16 protein-coding genes and 1 tRNA gene are annotated in these 19,296 nt (G+C 69.7%); 14 read left to right on the top strand and 3 right to left on the bottom strand.

Annotated elements, in window-relative coordinates; translation table 11 throughout:
• From JAV51_RS16345 to JAV51_RS16375, 7 genes are all read left to right on the top strand, one after another.
• Window positions 1-1,650, top strand: a complete 1,650-nt coding sequence (locus JAV51_RS16345) for a thiamine pyrophosphate-binding protein (protein WP_197321610.1) — start codon at window positions 1-3, stop codon at window positions 1,648-1,650.
• A gap of 57 nt (window positions 1,651-1,707) precedes the next feature.
• Window positions 1,708-2,157: a CoA-binding protein gene (locus tag JAV51_RS16350; protein WP_197321611.1), complete on the top strand. Its 450-nt coding sequence runs from the start codon at window positions 1,708-1,710 to the stop codon at window positions 2,155-2,157.
• An 81-nt stretch (window positions 2,158-2,238) separates the two neighbouring features.
• Window positions 2,239-3,369 carry an MFS transporter gene (locus tag JAV51_RS16355; protein ID WP_197321612.1) on the top strand — a complete coding sequence of 377 codons (1,131 nt, stop codon included), beginning with the start codon at window positions 2,239-2,241 and terminating at the stop codon, window positions 3,367-3,369.
• 547 nt (window positions 3,370-3,916) lie between these two features.
• The gene (locus tag JAV51_RS16360) at window positions 3,917-4,714 is read left to right on the top strand and encodes a transglycosylase SLT domain-containing protein (protein ID WP_197321613.1); all 798 of its coding nucleotides are present in this window, start codon (window positions 3,917-3,919) and stop codon (window positions 4,712-4,714) included.
• A gap of 136 nt (window positions 4,715-4,850) precedes the next feature.
• The gene (locus tag JAV51_RS16365) at window positions 4,851-5,231 is read left to right on the top strand and encodes a carboxymuconolactone decarboxylase family protein (RefSeq protein WP_197321614.1); all 381 of its coding nucleotides are present in this window, start codon (window positions 4,851-4,853) and stop codon (window positions 5,229-5,231) included.
• A gap of 88 nt (window positions 5,232-5,319) precedes the next feature.
• The gene (locus JAV51_RS20320) at window positions 5,320-5,847 is read left to right on the top strand and encodes a hypothetical protein (protein ID WP_231642445.1); all 528 of its coding nucleotides are present in this window, start codon (window positions 5,320-5,322) and stop codon (window positions 5,845-5,847) included.
• Between the two features lie 110 nt (window positions 5,848-5,957).
• On the top strand, window positions 5,958-6,698 hold the full coding sequence (locus JAV51_RS16375; RefSeq protein WP_197321615.1) for a M15 family metallopeptidase: 741 nt from the start codon (window positions 5,958-5,960) through the stop codon (window positions 6,696-6,698).
• Between the two features lie 265 nt (window positions 6,699-6,963).
• Here the strand turns inward: JAV51_RS16375 and JAV51_RS16380 are convergent.
• Window positions 6,964-7,036, bottom strand: a tRNA-Arg gene (locus JAV51_RS16380).
• A 200-nt stretch (window positions 7,037-7,236) separates the two neighbouring features.
• Between JAV51_RS16380 and JAV51_RS16385 the strand changes: the two genes are divergently transcribed.
• Window positions 7,237-8,160 (top strand): cation diffusion facilitator family transporter, encoded by a 924-nt coding sequence (locus JAV51_RS16385; protein WP_197321616.1) that lies wholly within the window; start codon window positions 7,237-7,239, stop codon window positions 8,158-8,160.
• A gap of 4 nt (window positions 8,161-8,164) precedes the next feature.
• Here JAV51_RS16385 and JAV51_RS16390 read toward each other — a convergent pair whose 3' ends face one another.
• Together JAV51_RS16390 and JAV51_RS16395 are read right to left on the bottom strand one after the other, a co-directional pair.
• The gene (locus JAV51_RS16390; RefSeq protein ID WP_197321617.1) at window positions 8,165-8,893 is read right to left on the bottom strand and encodes a DUF305 domain-containing protein; all 729 of its coding nucleotides are present in this window, start codon (window positions 8,891-8,893) and stop codon (window positions 8,165-8,167) included.
• Window positions 8,894-8,896: 3 nt separating this feature from the next.
• Complete coding sequence (locus JAV51_RS16395) at window positions 8,897-9,760, bottom strand: DUF3105 domain-containing protein (protein ID WP_197321618.1); 864 nt, start codon at window positions 9,758-9,760, stop codon at window positions 8,897-8,899.
• A gap of 103 nt (window positions 9,761-9,863) precedes the next feature.
• Between JAV51_RS16395 and argS the strand changes: the two genes are divergently transcribed.
• From argS to rho, 6 genes are all read left to right on the top strand, one after another.
• Entirely contained in the window at window positions 9,864-11,519 is a 1,656-nt protein-coding gene (gene argS, locus JAV51_RS16400; RefSeq protein WP_197321619.1) for an arginine--tRNA ligase, read from the top strand.
• A 105-nt stretch (window positions 11,520-11,624) separates the two neighbouring features.
• Window positions 11,625-13,064, top strand: coding sequence for a diaminopimelate decarboxylase (gene lysA / locus JAV51_RS16405; RefSeq protein WP_197321620.1), 1,440 nt, complete (start codon window positions 11,625-11,627; stop codon window positions 13,062-13,064).
• A gap of 210 nt (window positions 13,065-13,274) precedes the next feature.
• Window positions 13,275-14,582, top strand: a complete 1,308-nt coding sequence (locus JAV51_RS16410; RefSeq protein WP_197321621.1) for a homoserine dehydrogenase — start codon at window positions 13,275-13,277, stop codon at window positions 14,580-14,582.
• Window positions 14,579-15,670 carry a threonine synthase gene (gene thrC, locus JAV51_RS16415; protein WP_197321622.1) on the top strand — a complete coding sequence of 364 codons (1,092 nt, stop codon included), beginning with the start codon at window positions 14,579-14,581 and terminating at the stop codon, window positions 15,668-15,670. The genes JAV51_RS16410 and thrC overlap by 4 nt, the downstream gene beginning before the upstream one ends.
• A 14-nt stretch (window positions 15,671-15,684) precedes the next feature.
• Window positions 15,685-16,584 (top strand): homoserine kinase, encoded by a 900-nt coding sequence (gene thrB / locus JAV51_RS16420; protein ID WP_197321623.1) that lies wholly within the window; start codon window positions 15,685-15,687, stop codon window positions 16,582-16,584.
• Between the two features lie 367 nt (window positions 16,585-16,951).
• On the top strand, window positions 16,952-19,015 hold the full coding sequence (gene rho, locus JAV51_RS16425) for a transcription termination factor Rho (RefSeq protein WP_197321624.1): 2,064 nt from the start codon (window positions 16,952-16,954) through the stop codon (window positions 19,013-19,015).
• The last annotated feature ends 281 nt before the right edge of the window (window positions 19,016-19,296 follow it).

A 19,296-nucleotide genomic window follows, 5' to 3' on the forward strand; every position in this document is an offset into this window, starting at 1 on the left:
GTGTCGATCACCGGTGCGCACAGTCTCCTCGCGACCCTGGCCGAACTCGGTGTCGAAGTCGCCTTCGGGCTTCCCGGCACGCACAGTCTCCCGCTCCGGAAGGCCCAGGCCGACGGTGTGGGTTCGGAGATCCGGTTGCTCGGGCTGCGGCACGAGTCGGCCGTCGTGCACGCCGCGGACGGCTACGCGAGGGTCACGGGCGGGCTCGGCGTCGCCCTCGTGACCACGGGGCCGGGGGCGTTGGACACGTTGCGCGCGCTCGGGGAGGCGTCGGCGTCGGCGTCGCCGGTGTTGCTGATCGCCACCGAGGTGCCCGCTGCGGCGAGCACACCCGCGTCCGGTCGGGGTTCGGCCTTCGAACACGACGAGCAGCGGGCGTTGTTCGAGCCGGTGACGAAGGCGTCGTTCGCGGTGGAACGGCCCGACGATCTCGGCGCGGTCGTGCGGCGCGCGGCGGCTGCGGCGGTGAGTCCCCGTAGTGGCCCGGTCTACGTGAGTCTGCCTGCGGGTGCGCTGGCACTGGAGGTCGAGCCGGGCGACGGCGGTTCCGTGGCACCGGTGTTGCCGTCCCTGGAAAGCGTCGCCGCGGTGCCGGCCGAGGACGTGGAGGCCGCGCGGGCCGCGCTGGTGGAGGCGGAGCACCCGCTGATCTGGGTGGGCGGGGGCGCGCTGCGATCGGGTGCGGGGGAGGCGATCGGCATCCTCGCCGAACGGCTGGCCGCCCCCATCGTGACCACGTTCGCCGCTCGGGGCATCGTGCCGCCGGACCACCCGTGTCTGGCCTCCAACCCGGTGCACGCCCCCGAGGTCGGGCTGCTGTGGGACGAGGCCGACGTGGTGCTGGCGATCGGCACCGACTTCGACGGCGTGATGACGCAGAACGGCAGTATGCCGCAGCCGCCGGGCCTGATCGCCGTGAATCTGGACGCGGAGGGGGCGGCGAGGCACTATCCGCCGGACCTGTTGTTGCTCGGCGACGCCCGCGAGGTCGTGGAGGAGTTGTCGCTGGGCATCCTGCCGAAGCCGGGGCTCGACGAGCTCACCCGTCGCCTCGACGACATCGAGCTGCGCGTCCGCAGGCGGGTCCGCAAGCAGGAACCGCTCGCGGCGGAGTTCCTGACCGCGCTCAAGGAGACGGTGCCCGAGGGGTCGGTCCTCGTGCCGGACACGTGTGTGGCGGGCTACTGGATCGGCGGCTTCTACCGCGTGTCCGGGCCGCGACAGCTCGTGCTGCCCATGGGCTGGGGCACCGTCGGCCTGGGTTTCCCGGCGTCGCTCGGGGTCGCCGCCGGGGGAGCGGTACGGGCGGTGTGCGTGACGAACGACCACGCCTTCCTGACCGGCTGCGCCGAACTGGCGACGGCGATCCAGGAGAGTCTGCCCGTCACCGTGGTGATCGTCGACGACGGGGGCGAAGGACTGGGCGGCCCTTGCGTGGGTGAGGGGAGCGGCTGTGACGCCCTGTCCGACCTGGTCACGCCCGACTTCGTGGGGCTGGCCCGGTCGTTCGGGGTGCATGCCGACCGCGTGGACGGCTTCGGGCGCGCGTTCCGGCGCCTGTTGCGGGAGTTCACGCGCTCGGACGAACCGAACGTTCTCGTGGTGAGCGCGAGCCTGCGCCCACCGGGAACGACGTCGACACGGTGGTAGCGGCGCTCCGCGCGGGGGTAGCCGGGAGAACACGATCCACGAAGGGACCGAGCACGGATGACAGCCACGGCACAGCGCATTCTCACCGAGTTCGACTCGATCGCGGTGGTGGGGCTCAGCCGCAACCCGGCGAAAGCGGCTCACGCCGTACCCGCCGCGATGCACGCCGCCGGGTTCCACGTCGTTCCCGTCAACCCGGTGGCCGAGCCCGGCAGCCGCGTTCTCGGCCGACCCGTGTACCGCGACCTGGCCGAGGCGGTGGAGGCGGGCGAGATCATCGAGGTGGTCAACGTGTTCCGGCCCTCCGCCGAGGCGGCCGACGTGACTCGGGACGCCCTGCGGCACGGCGCGCGGGCGGTGTGGTTGCAGGAGGGCATCGTCTCGGCGGAGGCGCGTGCTCTCGCAGCGGACGCGGGAGTGCTCTACGTGGAGAACGAGTGCATGGCCGTGGTGCGGGCTCGCCTCGGCATCGTCAAGGACGGCGGGAGCGCGACGCACTTGGTGTGACGGGTGTCGCGGAGTAGCGTCCGGGTCATGTCGACCCGATGTTGAGCGACTCCTCGACCGCGACCACCGGACGTCGTCCTCGTGCGACGGCTGCGCTGGTGGGCGCTGCTGTCCGACTCCGTCCCGTTCTATCCCCTGTACGCGCTGTGGTTCGCCGACGTCGGTCTGTCGGACGCCCGGATCTCGGCGCTGTTCGTGGTCTGGTCGGTCGTGGGCGTGCTCGCCGAGGTCCCCAGCGGCGCGGTGGCCGACCGGTTCTCCCGGCGAGGCGCGATGGCGGCGGGCGGGCTCGCCCAGGCCGCGGCGTACACGGTGTGGATCGGCTGGCCCGGGTTCTGGGGTTTCGCGCTCGGGTTCGCGGCGTGGGGTGTCGGTGGAGCCCTGGTCTCGGGCGCGGTCGAGGCGTTGCTGCACGACGGGCTGACGGCGGCGGGGCGCGCTGACCGGTTCGGCCGCGTGTACGGGCAGCTCGACGCGCTGGAGCTCGTGGCCAACGTTCCCGCTGCCGTGGCCGCCACCGCGCTGTTCGGTCTCGGTGGCTTCCCGTTGGTCGCGTGGGCCAGCGTGGCCGTCTGTGTCGCGGCGGCGCTGCTGGCGGCGGCGATGCCCGAAGCGCCGCGTGCGACGTCGGCGGCGTCGGACTCGTCGGCCACCTACGTCGGTGTGATGCGGCAGGGCGCGGTCGCGGCGCTCACCGACCCGGTCGTGCGCGGCGCTGTGCTGGTCGTTGCGGCCCTGGGGGCACTGGACGCGGTGGAGGAGTACTTCGGGCTGCTCGCGCATGACTGGGGCGTGCCCACGCGGTGGGTGGCTCCGGTGCTGCTGGGCCTCGCGCTGGCGGGCGCGTCGGGTGCGCTGCTGGCGGGGCACCTCGTCGCGGTGCGGGCAGCCACCCTGACGGCGTGGTACGCCGCTGCGGTCGGGGTGCTCGCCGCGATGTGCGTGCTGGCCGTGCCGGGCGGTCTCGTGGGCGTGGCGCTCTTCTACGCCGCCTACCGTGCGGTTCTGGTCGTGGCGACGACGTGGCTGCAGCGGCGGATCGACGACCCGGCCCGAGCCACGGTCACGTCGTTCGTGGGTGCGGGCACCGAGCTCTCCGCCCTGCTCGTGTACGCCGCGTGGGCGACCGGGGGTGTACTCGCCGTGGTCGGGGTGGCGGCGTCGATCACGGTGCTGCTGCCGTGGGGGCTCCGTCGATCCGAGCGCGGCTAGGCTCGCCCTCCGTCGCGGCGTGACCGTACGTGGTCGGTCGCTCGACTCAAGCGCGGACGCGGCGGATCGGCTGTCGACGATGACACCGGTCACAAAACGCAACCTCGTCGATTCGTGGTGTCGAATTCGATCTAGAAAACGCGACAGCGTGTTTCCTCTTCGCGTTGTTCCCGTATTCGACCGCACGGTTTTCGAGTTGATTGACCACGGTCGGTCAAGTGTTTCGCAAAGTGAACGAACGGCGGTTCGGAGACGGTGAAGATCGCCGATCTCGGCAAAGTCGTACCGAGAGTGAACGACGTCATGTTCGAGCATCGTCGCAGGTAGTCCGCTTATGGGCGGACTAGTTAAACCGTTTCTAGATCGACAAAACCCTAACCTTCTGTGTCCCTGGTCACCCATTGTCGATTTAGCCGTTGTCCATTTCGTAATCTCGCACAGGTCTTCGCGTTGACCGGACCTTTCCCCCGAGGGGTCACGTGAAGCGGCCGTCGGTCGAAGCCCCCGAACGCCCGGCGGTACCCCAGCGAGAAGGAGATCCACGCAAGTGGCAAACCACAAGATGTTCGAGCGCGTGAAGAGGATCATCGCGCTGCAGGCCCCGACCCGAGACATCTCCACACCCGCGACGTCGTTCGGCCGGACGGTGCGCGACGCCGCCCGCAGCTACGCCTCCGTCGGTGTGCTCGCACTCTTCGTCACCGGGGTGGCGAGCCCCGCGATCCTGGCGGGCACGGACGACGACGCGGCGTCGACCGCGGAGACGCACAACGCCGCTGTCGTCCAGCAGCACCCCGAGCGCGCGCAGGGCGACGGCCCGACCGGCGGTGGCGCTCCGGCCCCGAGGAGCGCCGACCCCGCGGTGGCCCAGAACCAGCAGGCCGAGGCTGAGGAGGAGGCCGCCCCCGAGGCCGCCGAGCAGCCCGAGGCCGAGGCCGAGCCCGCCGCTGGTGGCGGTGCTCAGCCCGCGGCTGCGGCCGAGCCCATCGACGCGCTCGACGGCTGGATCCGGGAGGCGATCGGCGTGATGCAGGCCAACGGCATCAACGTGTCCGAGGCCGACGTCGACAGCATCCGCACGGTCATCGAGAAGGAGTCGAGCGGTGACCCGCGGGCGATCAACCTGTGGGACATCAACGCCAAGCGCGGCACGCCGTCGAAAGGCTTGATGCAGACGATCGACTCGACGTTCAACGCGCACAAGCTGCCCGGCTACGACGACATCTACGACCCGGTGTCGAACATCATCGCCGGCACGCGCTACACGCTGGACCGCTACGGCAGCTTCGCCGAGCACCCCGGCCTCGCGCAGATGGCCACCGGCGGTGGCTACCGCGGCTACTGATTCGAGCGCTCCCCGCCTCATCCCCCCCACCATCGAGCCCGACCGGCGACGTCCGGTCGGGCTCGATGTCGTTTCGGTGTCGTGGCCGCGCGTGTGGGCACTCCCCGATCACCCACGGTGTGGACGGGAGAAACCCATGACCCACGGCAAAGAGGTACGGCAGGCCCTGCGGGAGCCGACTCGCGCGCTGCGTGGCGTGATCCCGGCGGTGTACGACGGCTACGCCCGCCTGCACGCCGCCGCGATGGCGCCGGGTGCCCTCGACGCGCGGACCAAGGAACTCATCGCGTTGGCCGTCGCCGTGAGCGAACAGTGCGACGGCTGCATCGCAGCACACGCGCAGGCCGCCGTGCACCACGGTGCGCAGCCCCAGGAGGCTGCCGAGGCCATCGGGGTGACGTTCATGATGAACGGCGGTCCCGCCACGGTGTACGGCGCGAGAGCGTACGACGCGTTCCTGGAGTACTACGACGAGAAAGCCGCCCGCGACGCCCGTCGTGACGGTGCCGGGGACTGACCGCCGAAGGCGGTGCCTGTGGGTGGCAGACGAGTGTCCGCTCGCGGATGGCACGACGGCGCGCTGTTCTCCGGTGAGGGGAGTCGCGATGGACCATCCGCATGGCGGAGTGTCCGGGCCCGGTCGGCCACCGCAGCCGCAGCCCTGGCCCCAGCCGCCCATGCCGGGCGCTCCCGGGGTGTCGCAGCAGCCCCCGAGCACGTTCCCGTCACAGGCTCCGAACCGGCCCGGTGACCCCGCGCAGCCGTTCCCGTACGGCGCACCGCCCGGGCCGCAGCCACGCGTACCGGCGGGCGTCCTCGCCGGGGTCACACTCTGGCGGCTGACCATCGTGGTGTTCGCCTGCGTCGGGTTCTTCTCGCTCGTGGCCGACGTGGGGTTGGAGTCCGCGGTGCCGGGTCTGAGTCGGCAGGCGAGCCTGTTCATCGCGATTGTCTACACCGGACTGCTGCTGTATCCGGCCTGCAGCGGAGGAAGGCGGCACGAACCCCGCTCCCCGTGGTGGCGCGGGGCGACCGCGGTGCTGATGGCCGGGTATCTTCTCTACGGCTGCGCCAAGGTGAAGCAGCTCGCGACCACATCGGCGACGCCGACACAACCGCCAGTCCGGTGCTGAGACGTTAGTCGGAAACTCTCCGATCTTGCATTGACTCGGCGAGAGATCCACGGCAAGGATGCCGATCGTGCGACGAACCCTGCACGACGCACTTCTCTCGCGGAGGCGCTATGCGTAAAAAAATTGGATACGTGCTCGCCGTCCTGGCGATCGCACTCGGTGGCACGATGGCGATGAGCACCGTGTCGCCCAGCACTGCGTCGGCGGACGCGTGCTACACCTGGAACCGCACGCTCACTACCGGCATGAGCGGCAGTGACGTGAAGGAACTGCAGATCCGCGTGGCCGGCTGGGTCGCCTCGGGCGAGAACCTCGCCATCGACGGCGTGTACGGCGCCGCCACGGCTGCGGCCGTCAAGCGATTCCAAAGTGGATACGGCCTTGCGGCCGACGGTGTCGCGGGCCAGGCGACCTTCAACAAGATCTACTCGTTGACGGACTCCGACTGCACGCCCATCCACTTCGACCACTCGGAGTTCAACTACAACTGCGGTGCCCGCAACTACAACGGCGGCAAGGTCGGCGCGGCCACGGCCCGCGAGAACGCGCGCCGGGTCATGTGGCAGCTCGAAGCCGTGCGCCACAAGCTGGGTGACCGGCCGCTGGTGGTGACGTCCGGCTTCCGCAGCGTGTCGTGCAACTCGTCCGTGGGCGGTTCCGCCACGAGCCTGCACATGTACGGGCAGGCGGCCGACCTCGGCCTGAGCAGCTCGCCGAGCCAGTGCCAGATGTGGAACAGCGGTAAGTCGGCCGGTTTCGAGGAGCTCCTCGGGCCGGGCTACCCGGGTCACAACGACCACGTGCACATGGCCAACAAGTCGAGCCGCTTCTGGAGCGCGCCGAACTGCTGAGTGACGTCCCACGCGCTCGCCGTTCGCGAGGGCGGAGCGGCGGACGCGACGACGTCGACGAACGGGCCTCGACCGAACAGGTCGGGGCCCGTTCTCGTGTGCGGTGGCGAGTGCGTCGGGGGAATCGTCGGGACGTCCGGCTGTCCACGCATCGACCACGGACGGCACAGGGGGAGCCGTGAGGCGCTGAGAGGGGCGCGAGGGTTCGGAAAAGACTTCGGGCCTCGACCGACGTTTCCGCTGGTCGAGGCCCGTGTGTTGCGCGCGCCCTCGGCAGGATTCGAACCTGCGACACCTGCCTCCGGAGGGCAGTGCTCTATCCACTGAGCTACGAGGGCCCATCGCGCGTGCGATGAGGAAAGCTTAGCGCATGCCTCGACGCCGGTGTCGGCGGGTGGTCTTTCATGATCCGGCGGTTCGATCAGCCGTGATCGGGGAAGCTTCGAGCCGCGGACGAGGGGGACGCCGGGGCTGTTTGCATTCATGCGCATATGGCTATATGTTCGGCCTCGACACGGCTCGGAGGAAGGCGAGGCGGATGGGACACGGCCATGGGCACGGACACCTGACCTCGCCGGGTGTGAGCGCGTCGGGTCGTCACGTCGTGAGGTTGGCCGTGGCACTCGCTCTCGGTGCCACGGTGATGGTCGCCGAGTTCGGTGTCGGACTCGCGACCTCCTCGCTGGCTCTGCTCTCCGATGCCGCCCACATGTTCACCGACGTGCTCGGTATCGGCATGGCGCTGGTGGCCATCCAGCTCGGCCGTCGCAGCGGCCCCACGTTCACCCGCACCTTCGGCATGTATCGGGCCGAGGTGCTCGCCGCGCTGGCCAACGCCGTGCTGCTGTTCTCGGTGGCCGGATACGTCGTCTACGAGGCGATCAGCCGTATCACCGACCCGCCCGAAGTGCCTGGGCTTCCGGTGTTGCTCGTCGCGGCGGTCGGACTCGTGGCGAACGTCGTCGCCTTCCTGCTTCTCCGCCAGGGGGCGCAGGAAAGTCTCAACGTGCGTGGCGCATACCTGGAGGTGCTGGCCGACCTGGTCGGCTCGATCGGGGTCCTCGTGAGCGGTGCGCTCACCCTTACCACCGGGTGGCGCTACGCGGACCCGATCATCGGTGTCGCCATCGGCCTGTTCGTGCTGCCGCGCACGGTGGCGCTCGCCCGGCGGGCGCTGCGCATCCTCTTCCAGCACGCGCCCCACGGCATCGACGTCGAGGCCCTCGACGGCGACCTGCGTGGTCTTCCCGGCGTGGCGGACGTCCACGACCTGCACGTCTGGACGTTGACCTCGGGCATGGAGGTGGCGTCGGCGCACCTCACGATCGACGTCGGGGCGAAGTCGTCGGAGGTGCTGGCCTCGGCGCAGCAGGTGCTCTCGTCCCGCTACGCCATCGAGCACGCGACGCTACAGGTGGAGCCGAAGGAGTCGGCCCGTCGCTGTGAGCAGTTGCGCTGGTGATCGATCAGGGGAACGGCAGCGGCTGCGCGCCGCGTTCCTCCAGCATGGTGCGCATCGTGTCCATCTCGGCGCCCTGTGACACGAGCATGCTCTTCGCCAGCGTGCGTACGGCGGGCATGGACGCGTGGTCGTGGCCGTACTGGGCCATGTCCACGCCGCCCTGGTGGTGGCGGAGCATGAGTTGCAGGAACTGGACGTCCAACTCCCGGCCGGAGAGCGAGCGCATCGTCGCCAGCTCCTCCTCGGTGGCCATGCCGGGCATCCGGCCGTCCTCGGTCGTGGTGTGACCGCCCGACCCGTGGTGGTGGCCCTGCGGCCCTGACATCCACGTCATCGGCTCACCCAACGGCTCCTCGGGCTGGCCCCACATCATGAGCCAGCCCTTCATCCGCCCGACTTGTTCGAGCTGGACGCTCGCGATGTCGAACGCGAGTTGTCGCACGGCCGGGTCGTCACTGTGGTCCCGCGCCCAGTTGGCCATGGTCACGGCCTGCAGGTGGTGGGTGGACATGTCCTGGGCGAAGCCGACGTCCACGGAGCCGGCCTGGGGGACCGGCGACGGGTCGTCGCCGCGGCTCTGGCCGATGACGAGGCCGATCGTGGCGCCGACGAGCAGCGCCGCCAGAGCCGCCGCGCTGAAGATCACGACGCGCGACCAGGTGGGCGGCGCGGTGCGTGCCGGGGCGTCCGTCCCGGTGGACGTCCCCGCGTCGGGTCGGTCCTGCGCCGCCATGACTCAGCCCTCGCTCGGCGTCGACGACTTCGGCTGCTCCTGCTCCTGCTGCTGAGGCTGCGAGCCCATCTGGTCCTCCGGAGCGCCCTCGCTGCCCTGGTAGTCCATCGGCTTGGCGTCGGGGCCGGGCGGCTCGGCCTCGAACGCGGGCGGGTTGTCCGGGTCGAACATGCCCGGGCCGAGCGCGTCGCAGGACGCCCCGACCTCCGGGTAGGTGTTCGGGTTACGGCGCAGCGCGGCGATGAACTGGTCGATGCGCTCGTCCTCGACGCTGTCGACCTTGAGCTGGTGGCCCCACGACTGCAACGAGATCGGGGAGTCGAGGCCGGGGTACGGCGACATCATCGTGAACGGCTTGCCCTCGGCCCTGAGCTTGAGCAGGTCGAGTTCCTCGCCCTTGATCTTCTCGGGGTCGTAGGCGATCCAGATGGCGCCGTGTTCGAGCGAGTGCACCATGTTCTCGTTGCGGACGGCCTCGGGGTAGACGATGCCGGTGCACGCGGCCCAGTAGCCGTCGTGCGGGCCGCCGAACGGCGGGGTCTGGTCGTAGGCCACGCGCTCGTCGGGGAGCACGTGCGCACCGCCGACGTACTCCTCGGTCACGACACCCTTGATCTTCGTGGAGGGATCGGGGTTCTGCTCGTTCGGCGCGAAGCTCGCGGCGGCCTCTTCCCGCTCGCGCTGCGCGCGCTGGTCACCGGAGGCGACGTAGTAGTAGCCGAAGACGCCGGCGGCGAGGAGGACGATGCCCACGACCGCGGCGATGGTGCCCCACGGAGTCTGCTTCCCAGCGACGACCGAACCGCGGGCCGCCGCGACGCTGCCCTTCTTCTTGGCGGCGCCCTTCTTCTGCTTTCCGTTGGCCATGGCTCCCGTCGATTCCTCCGACTGCGATTACCCGCTCTGAAGTGTAGTGATACTAGCGGCGACCGGTGTCAACCCTGGACGCCGTCGGACTTACACTCGGCTCGTGACTCCCGCCGTTCTCGCTGATCTCGTTCGTACGTCCGCCGCCCGGATCTTCACCGACCGCGGGCTGGATCACAGCATCCTGCCCGAGAAGGTCACGGTGGAGCGACCCCGCAACCCCGAGCACGGCGACTACGCGACGAATCTCGCGCTGCAGGTGGCGAAGAAGGCCGGGTTGAAGCCGCGGGAGTTCGCCCAGGAACTGGCCGATGTGATCTCTGCCTCACCCGGGATCGAATCCGCCGAGGTCGCCGGTCCCGGCTTCCTCAACCTCCGGCTCGCGGCCGACGCGCAGGGTGAGATCGTGCGGCAGGTGCTCGAAGCGGGTGCCGACTACGGCCGCGGCAACACCTACGAAGGTCGCACGATCAATTTGGAGTTCGTGTCCGCGAACCCGACCGGTCCGATCCACCTCGGAGGCACCCGGTGGGCGGCCGTGGGCGACGCGCTCGGTCGGCTGCTCAGCGCGCAGGGCGCGAAGGTCACGCGTGAGTACTACTTCAACGACGCCGGTGCTCAGATCGATCGGTTCGTGCGCTCGTTGATCGCCGCCGCGAAGGGCGAGCCCGCGCCCGAGGACGGCTACGCGGGCACCTACGTGAGCGACATCGCCGCCCAGGTGCTGAGCCAGGAGCCCGACGCGCTCTCACTGTCCGACGCGGAGCGCCACGAGACCTTCCGGCGCATCGGTGTGGGCCTCATGTTCGAGGAGATCAAGAAGAGCCTGCACGACTTCGGCACCGACTTCGACGTCTTCTTCCACGAGGACTCCCTGCACAGCTCCGGCGCCGTGGCGTCGGTGGTGGAGGAACTCAAGGCCAACGGCAGCCTCTACTTCAAGGACAACGCCTGGTGGCTGCGCTCCACGGAGCACGGTGACGACAAGGACCGGGTCGTCATCAAGTCCGACGGGGCTCCGGCCTACATCGCCGGTGACCTCGCCTACCTGCGTGACAAGATCAATCGCGGGTTCGACCTGTGCATCTACATGCTCGGCGCGGACCACCACGGCTACATCGCGCGGCTCAAGGCCGCCGCAGCGGCCATGGGGCACAGCCCCGACACCGTCGAGGTGCTGATCGGTCAGCTGGTCAACCTCGTCAGCGGTGGCAAGCCGGTGCGCATGAGCAAGCGCGCGGGCACGGTCGTCACGATGGAGGACCTCGTCGAGGCCGTCGGTGTGGACGCGGCCCGATACGAACTGAGCCGGTACTCGGTGGACTCCACACTGGACGTCGACCTCGACCTGCTGCGCAAGCGCACCAACGACAACCCGGTGTTCTACGTGCAGTACGCACACGCCAGGTTGGCGTCTCTGCAACGCAACGCCGCCGAGCAGAACCTCGAACTTCGGGCCGACGCCGACGTCAGCCTGTTGACCCATCCGAGGGAAGGCGACCTGATCAGGACGATCGGGGAGTTCCCCGCGATGGTGAAGAAGGCGGCCGAGCTGCGGGAACCGCACCGTGTCGCCCGCTACCTCGAATCGTTGGCGTCGGCCTACCACAAGTTCTACGACGCCGCGCGTGTCCTGCCCCAGGGCGACGAGGAGCCGACCCCGCTCACGTACGCCCGGCTCGCCCTGTGCGAAGCCACCCGTCAGGTGCTCGCCAACGGGTTGGCGCTGCTCGGAGTGTCCGCACCGGAGCGGATGTAGCAGGGTGTCCGGCGCCTCGGCGGGTTACCGTCGAGGACGTGGCCAACTGCAATATCCCGACGACGCGCGGCGTCGTGCGGGTTCGCACGTAAAGGAACGTTGCTGATGTGCGCACACCCCGCGGGGCCTCGTCATGCGGAGGTTTACCCGCACGCGGACCAGGCGGGTTTCCCGCCGTCCACATCGGAGGAACTCGACCGCCTCTACCCGAAGGTCTGGCCACGCAACACCTATCGGGCTCCCGACGGTGTGGTTCGCATCGCGGGCGTCGACGTCCGGGAACTCGCGAAGACGTACGGCACGCCGCTGTTCGTGATCGACGAGGTGGACTTCAAGGCGCGGTGCGCCGAGTACGCCGAGGCGTTCGAGGACCCGGCGCTCGTGCACTACGCGGCCAAGGCGTTCCTCTGCACGGAGGTCGCTCGCTGGGTGGCCGAGAAGGGGTTGAGCCTCGACGTGTGCAGCGGCGGCGAGTTGGCCGTCGCGCTGCGGGCGGGCTTCCCGGTCGAGCGCATCACGTTCCACGGCAACAACAAGTCGATCGACGAGTTGGAGACCGCCGTGGAGGCGAGGGTGGGCACCGTGGTGCTCGACTCGTACCACGAGATCGCGCGGCTCGCCGAGGTCGCCGAACGCCACGGTGTGGAGCAGGCGGTCATGGTCCGCGTGACCGTGGGTGTCGAGGCGCACACGCACGAGTTCATCGCGACCGCCCACGAGGACCAGAAGTTCGGCTTCTCGCTCGCGTCGGGTGACGCCGCCGAGGCCGTGCGCCGGGTGCTCAACAGCCCGTCGTTGAAGCTGATCGGCCTGCACAGCCACATCGGGTCGCAGATCTTCGACACCGACGGCTTCGAGGTCGCCGCACGACGCGTGATCGGACTGATCGCCGACCTGCGCAAGGAGCACGGGGCCGAGATCCTCGACCAGCTCTCGGTCGTGGACCTGGGCGGTGGCTTCGGCATCTCCTACACCGACCGTGACAACCCGCCACCACCCGCGCAGATGATCACGCAGATCCGGGAGATCGTGCGGAAGGAGTGCACGTTCGCCGACCTTCCCGTCCCGCGGATCGCAGGTGAGCCGGGCCGCGCGATCGCGGGTCCCGGCACGGTGACCCTCTACGAGGTGGGCACCATCAAGGACGTGACGCTCGGCGAGGACGTCTCGCGCCGGTACGTGAGCGTGGACGGTGGCATGAGCGACAACATCCGCACCGCGCTGTACGACGCCGCGTACGACTGCCGGTTGGTGTCGCGGTCGAGCAGCGACGGCCAGCCGGGTGAGGGTGGTGCCGTGTTGTCCCGGGTCGTGGGAAAGCACTGTGAGTCCGGCGACATCGTGGTCCGTGACTGTTGGTTGCCGGACACCCTGGCTCCGGGCGACCTGCTCGCCGTGGCCGCCACGGGGGCGTACTGCTACTCGATGGCGAGCAACTACAACAAGCAGCCGCGGCCCGCGGTGGTGGCGGTGCGCAACGGCAATCATCGACTGCTGTTGAGGCGGGAGACGAACGAGGACCTGTTCCGGCTGGAGGTGTCGTGACGTGAGGATGGACGTGGCACGGCATGACGCCGACCGGGTGCGGGTGTCCCGCAGGGCGCTGAGGTGTCGTGACGTGAGGATGGACGTGGCACGGCATGACGCCGACCGGGTGCGGGTGTCCCGCAGGGCGCTGAGGTGTCGTGACGTGAGGATGGACGTGGCACGGCATGACGCCGACCGGGTGTCCCGCGAAGCACTGGAGGTGTCGTCGTGAGCGAACGTCGTGAGACTCCTGTCCGGGTCGCGCTGCTCGGTTGCGGCACGGTCGGTGGCGAGGTGGTCCGCCGGTTGCTGGACGACTCCGAGGAGCTGGCCGCGCGGATCGGGGCGCCTGTCGAGTTGGCGGGTGTCGCCGTACGCAGGCCGGACAAGCATCCCGAGCTCCCGCAGCATCTGGTGACGGCCGACGCGAAGCAGCTCGTCGAGTCTGATGTGGACATCGTGATCGAGTTGATCGGCGGTATCGAGCCCGTGCGTGGCTGGTTGTTGACCGCGCTGCGCAAGGGAAAGTCGGTGGTCACCGGGAACAAGGCCCTGCTGGCCGAGCACGGCGCGGAACTCGCGAGTGCGGCGAGCGAGGCGGGTGTCGACCTCTACTACGAGGCGTCCGTCGCGGGCGCGATCCCGTTGCTGCGTCCGTTGCGGGAGTCGTTGGCGGGTGACCGGATCACTCGCGTGATGGGGATCGTCAACGGCACCACGAACTTCATTCTGTCCGCTATGGACTCCACGGGTGCCGGGTACGCGGAGACGCTGGACGAGGCCACCCGGCTCGGGTACGCGGAGGCCGACCCGAGTGCCGACGTCGACGGCTACGACGCCGCGTCGAAGGCGGCGATCCTCGCGTCGCTCGCGTTCCACACGCGAGTCACGGCGTCCGACGTGTACCGCGAGGGGATCAGGGGCATCAGCGCCGCGGACATCGGCGCGGCGAAGCGGCTGAATCGGACGGTCAAGCTGCTCGCGATCTGTGAACGGGTGACGGACGAAGACGGCACGGAGTCGGTGTCGGCGCGCGTCCACCCGGTGATGATTCCGCGAACCCACCAGCTCGCGGGCGTGGGCGGTGCCTTCAACGCGGTGTATGTCGAGGCGGAGGCCGCGGGAGAGCTGATGTTCTACGGCCAGGGCGCCGGTGGTGCTCCCACCGCGAGTGCCGTGTTGGGCGACTTCGTCGCCGCGGCGCGCAACCGGGTCGCGGGAGGCCGGGGGCCGAGGGAGTCGGCGCACGCCGCGCTCCCGGTGCGGCCGATGGGGCAGACGCCGACCCGCTACCACGTCAGCCTCGACGTGGCCGACAAGCCGGGTGTGCTGGCGCAGATCGCGCAGATTTTCGCCGAGCACGGCGTGAGCATCGCGGCCGTGAGGCAGCGGGACAAGCACTCCACCGCGAGCCTCGTGGTGGTGACGCACCTGGCGCCCGACGCGGCGCTGGAGGCCACCGTGAACGAGATCAGCAAGCTCGACGTGGTGCGCAACGTGGTCAGTGTGATGCGGGTGGAAGGCGAGGACTCGTGAACGCGCAGGAATCTTCAGCAGCGGGACACGGAGTGCGACCGGGCTGGCCGGGGATCATCAAGGCGTACGCGTCGCGCATCCCGGTGCCCGAGGGCGCCGAAATCGTCACGTTGGGCGAGGGCAACACCCCGCTGTTGTTGGCCCCGCACCTGTCCGAGCTGACCGGCAGCACCGTGTATCTGAAGGTCGAGGGGGCCAACCCGACCGGTTCCTTCAAGGACCGGGGCATGACGGTGGCCATCACCCACGCCAAGGCCAGCGGGCTCAAGGCCGTGATCTGCGCGTCCACCGGCAACACCTCGGCGTCGGCGTCCGCCTACGCCGCGCGGGCCGGGCTCTCCACGGCGGTGCTGGTGCCGCAGGGCAAGATCGCGATGGGCAAGATGGCCCAGGCCGTGCTGCACGGGGCGCGCATCCTGCAGATCGACGGCAACTTCGACGACTGCCTCGAACTCGCTCGCAAGACGGCCGCCGACTACCCGGTCACGCTCGTGAACTCGGTCAACCCGGTGCGGCTCGTGGGCCAGAAGACCGCGGCGTGGGAGATCTGCGACGCGCTCGGCCAGGCTCCGGACATCCACTGCCTCCCGGTCGGCAACGCGGGCAACATCACCGCCTACTGGGCCGGGTACACCGAGTACGCCGCCGACGGCGTCGTGAGCGACGTCCCGCGCATGTTCGGTTTCCAGGCCGCGGGTGCCGCGCCGCTGGTGAAGGGCGAGCCGGTCAAGGACCCGGAGACGGTGGCCACGGCGATCCGGGTGGGCAGCCCGGCGTCGTGGGAGTCGGCGGTCAAGGCCAAGACCGCCAGCGGCGGACTCTTCGACGCGGTGACCGACGAGCGGATTCTCGACGCCTACCGCCTGCTCGCGAGCCGTGAGGGCGTGTTCGTGGAGCCCGCCTCGGCGACCAGCGTCGCCGGTCTGCTGCAAACGGCCGCGGACGGACGGCTGCCGAAGGGCTCGACCGTGGTGTGCACGGTGACCGGTCACGGCCTCAAGGACCCCGCGACGGCCCTGGAGGGCAACGTGGAGGTCGAACCGCTGGCCGTCGATCCTCGCGCCGTGGCCTCGGCGCTGCACCTGTAGGCCCGGGTGTGGCAATGAAGTTCACGGTCACCGTCCCGGCGTCGACGGCGAACCTCGGACCGGGATTCGACACCTTCGGCATGGCGTTGGCGTTGCACGACGTCGTGGAGGTCGAGGTCACGCGCTCCGGGCTCGCCGTCGAGGTGGTCGACGCCGGTGCGGGCGACATGTCGGGCGTGCCGACGGACGAGTCGCATCTCGTGGTGCGCGCGCTGCGGCGAGCCTGCGAACACCTGGGAGTGTCGGTGCCCGGGATCGGGCTGCGGTGTCGCAACGCGATTCCGCACGCCCGCGGTCTCGGCTCGTCCGCCGCGGCCGTCGTCGCGGGCATCGCGGCGGGATACACGTTGGCAGGCAAGGACTTCGGCGACTTCAGCGACGTCGGCGACGACGCGCTGCAGCTCGCCGCCGAGTTCGAGGGGCACGCCGACAACGCGGCGGCGAGCCTGTTCGGCGGGTTCGTGGTCGCGTGGCAGGCGGGACGGGTGTTCCACGCGCAACGGCTGCAGCCGCACGCGGCGATCAGGCCGGTGGTGGCGATTCCTTCGGAGCTGTCGTCGACGGGTGAGACCCGGGCGTTGCTGCCCGACACCGTGCCGCACGGCGACGCGGCGTTCTCGGCGAGCCGGTGCGCGCTCGCCGTCCACGCCGTCACGACTCGGCCCGAGCTGTTGTTCGCGGCGACGGAGGACCGGTTGCACCAGGACTACCGGGAGCCGGCGTATCCGGCGTCGGTGCGACTGGTGCGCGCCCTGCGGGCGCAGGGTGTCGCCGCGGTGATCTCGGGGGCCGGACCCACCGTGCTCGCCCTGACCACCACGGGAATACTCCCGCGGGACGTGGACGTTACGGGTTTCGAAATCGTCGAGTTACCCGTCGATCTGGCCGGTGTCCGGGTGGACACGGCTTCGTGAGAGATCCGGACTCCCACACGGGGTTCGCTTTCCGTTGATCGAAAAACGGTGGCGCCATGTGGGGGGGTGGTTGTTGCACGGCGTGCTTCGGCGGTCTACCCTCGGAGGCGTTCGGTCACCGTGCGGTTTCCGCACCCGGTGCTGGTCCCGGGACACTTCTCCGGATCGGATCTTCTCCGTTGGTTCTCGACGGATTTCGGGTAAACACGGTGGTCGATTGATCATCTGACGGCGGTTCTCGCTGTGTCTCGTGTCTTCGGCGACGAACCGGCCGCGCAGGGATCCCAGTATGCCGTCTCGCAATTCGGACGCGGGCGGTGGTCCGCTGGTCCACGCATGGAGCGTCGACCGGTCAGGAAGGACATGTGTGAGCAACACCGATCTGTTGAGCGGCGACGAAACCCCGGCAGCACCGTCTGCATCGTCCGACTCGGGGGAACGGGCACCGCAGGCCAACAGCGCTGAAGCGGCCCCCAAGCGGCGTCCCGGTGGTCTGTCGGGAATGGTGATCGCCGAGCTGCGCGCGCTCGCCACCGAGCTGGGCATCGGCGACACCACGGGAATGCGCAAGGGCGATCTGATCGCTGCCATCCGCGAACGCCAGGGCAAGACGAAGCGGACGAGGTCGACGGCCAAGGACAACGCCGAGGCCACGACCCCGGCTCTCGACGGCGCGGCCGACGAGGCCAAGGCGAAGCGCGCGACCAAGGGGGCGCGGAAGTCGAACGGCTCCGCGCAGACCGCTGCGGACGACAACGGCCGCAGCAGCAGTGCCGAGGGGGCTCCGAACACCACGAACACGACCAACACCGCGAGCGGCGAGAACGCCGGTGCCGCGGAGCGCAAGGACGCGTCGGACTCGCGGGAAGCCAAGGAAGCCAGGGACTCCAAGGACGTCAAGGACTCCGCCAAGGACGCCAAGGACTCCCGTGAGGGCAAGCAGGGCGCCGACGGCCAGGACGACGGCGGGAACCGCCCGAACCGGCGCCGACGTGGTTCCGGCCGTGGTGGCTCGCAGGGCGAGGGCGGTCAGTCGTCCCGCTCCGACGACGAGTCCGGTCAGCGCGACGGCGGCGACAAGGACGGCCGGTCCGAGGGCAAGCAGGACGGCAAGTCCGGCAACCAGCAGCGCGGTGGCCAGGGCGGCAATGCCGGTGGCCAGAACAACAAGCAGAACAACGGCAACTCCGACGATGACGACGAACGCGGTGGTCGCCGCAGCAGGCGGTTCCGTGACCGTCGCCGTCGGGGTCGTGGCGAGGGCGGCGGCGAGACCGAGATCAGGGAGGACGACGTCCTCCTGCCGGTCGCCGGCATCCTGGACGTGCTGGAGAACTACGCGTTCGTCCGGACGTCCGGTTACCTGCCCGGGCCGAACGACGTCTACGTGTCGCTGTCGCTGGTCCGCAAGTACGGCCTGCGTCGCGGCGACGCCATCACGGGTGTCGTCAAGCAGCCGCGCGAGGGCGAGCAGCAGCGGCAGAAGTTCAACCCGCTGGTGCGCGTGGACTCGATCAACGGGCTCGACCCCGAGGTCGCCAAGAAGCGTCCCGAGTTCCACAAGCTGACGCCGCTGTACCCCAACGAGCGGCTGCGCCTGGAGACCACGCCGAACAAGCTGACCACGCGGGTCATCGACCTCGTGATGCCGGTCGGCAAGGGACAGCGTGCGCTGATCGTGTCGCCGCCCAAGGCGGGCAAGACGACGATCATGCAGGACATCGCCAACGCGATCACCACGAACAACCCCGAGTGCCACCTCATGGTGGTGCTGGTGGACGAGCGGCCGGAAGAGGTCACCGACATGCAGCGGTCGGTGAAGGGCGAGGTCATCGCCTCCACCTTCGACCGCCCGCCGTCGGACCACACCTCGGTGGCCGAGCTGTCCATCGAGCGGGCCAAGCGGCTCGTCGAGATGGGGCACGACGTCGTGGTGCTGCTCGACTCGATCACGCGGCTCGGCCGGGCCTACAACCTGGCGGCCCCGGCGTCCGGGCGCATCCTCTCCGGTGGTGTGGACTCCACCGCGCTGTTCCCGCCCAAGCGGTTCCTCGGCGCGGCCCGCAACATCGAGGGCGGCGGTTCGCTCACGATCTTCGCCACGGCGATGGTGGAGACGGGCTCCACGGGTGACACGGTCATCTTCGAGGAGTTCAAGGGCACCGGTAACGCCGAGCTGAAGCTCGACCGCAAGATCGCCGAGCGTCGGGTGTTCCCGGCCGTGGACGTCAACCCGTCGGGCACCCGGAAGGAAGAGCTGCTGCTCTCGCCCGACGAGCTGGCGGTGACGCACAAGCTGCACCGGGTGCTGCACGCGCTCGACTCACAGCAGGCGATCGACCTGTTGCTCGACCGGTTGCGCAAGACGAAGACGAACATCGAGTTCCTGATGCAGGTCTCCAAGACCGCACCAGGCGCGGACGACGACTGAGCGTCGTCGACGCCGACGTGACACGGGGTCCGTCCGGCCGTCCGAAGGGACGGTGGGTCGGGCCCCGTCGTCGTCAGTGGGTGGACGCGGTGAGCCGGGACAGGTAGGCGTCTCGGTCGCCATGAGCTCCGGCCATCCGCAACGGCGGGATGCCGGTCGGCGACACCCGGAAGTCGTGGACGGTCATGAAGACGATCGTCGGCGTGACCGGATGCGCCGTCGCGCTCGCGCTGAGTACGGTCGTCGGATAGGGAATAGGCGCCCGCAAGGGTGCGTTGAAG

It is taken from the genome of Saccharomonospora sp. NB11, assembly GCF_015910535.1.
Classification (GTDB): domain Bacteria; phylum Actinomycetota; class Actinomycetes; order Mycobacteriales; family Pseudonocardiaceae; genus Saccharomonospora.

Bases quoted from the DNA above. Each gene is read 5' to 3' on its own strand.
- JAV51_RS16350 (WP_197321611.1), top strand. From the start codon at position 1,708: ATGACAGCCACGGCACAGCGCATTCTCACCGAGTTCGACTCGATCGCG.
- JAV51_RS16365 (WP_197321614.1), top strand. From the start codon at position 4,851: ATGACCCACGGCAAAGAGGTACGGCAGGCCCTGCGGGAGCCGACTCGC.
- JAV51_RS20320 (WP_231642445.1), top strand. From the start codon at position 5,320: ATGGACCATCCGCATGGCGGAGTGTCCGGGCCCGGTCGGCCACCGCAG.
- JAV51_RS16375 (WP_197321615.1), top strand. From the start codon at position 5,958: ATGCGTAAAAAAATTGGATACGTGCTCGCCGTCCTGGCGATCGCACTC.
- JAV51_RS16385 (WP_197321616.1), top strand. From the start codon at position 7,237: ATGGGACACGGCCATGGGCACGGACACCTGACCTCGCCGGGTGTGAGC.
- JAV51_RS16390 (WP_197321617.1), bottom strand. From the start codon at position 8,893: ATGGCGGCGCAGGACCGACCCGACGCGGGGACGTCCACCGGGACGGAC.
- JAV51_RS16395 (WP_197321618.1), bottom strand. From the start codon at position 9,760: ATGGCCAACGGAAAGCAGAAGAAGGGCGCCGCCAAGAAGAAGGGCAGC.
- lysA (WP_197321620.1), top strand. From the start codon at position 11,625: ATGTGCGCACACCCCGCGGGGCCTCGTCATGCGGAGGTTTACCCGCAC.
- thrB (WP_197321623.1), top strand. From the start codon at position 15,685: ATGAAGTTCACGGTCACCGTCCCGGCGTCGACGGCGAACCTCGGACCG.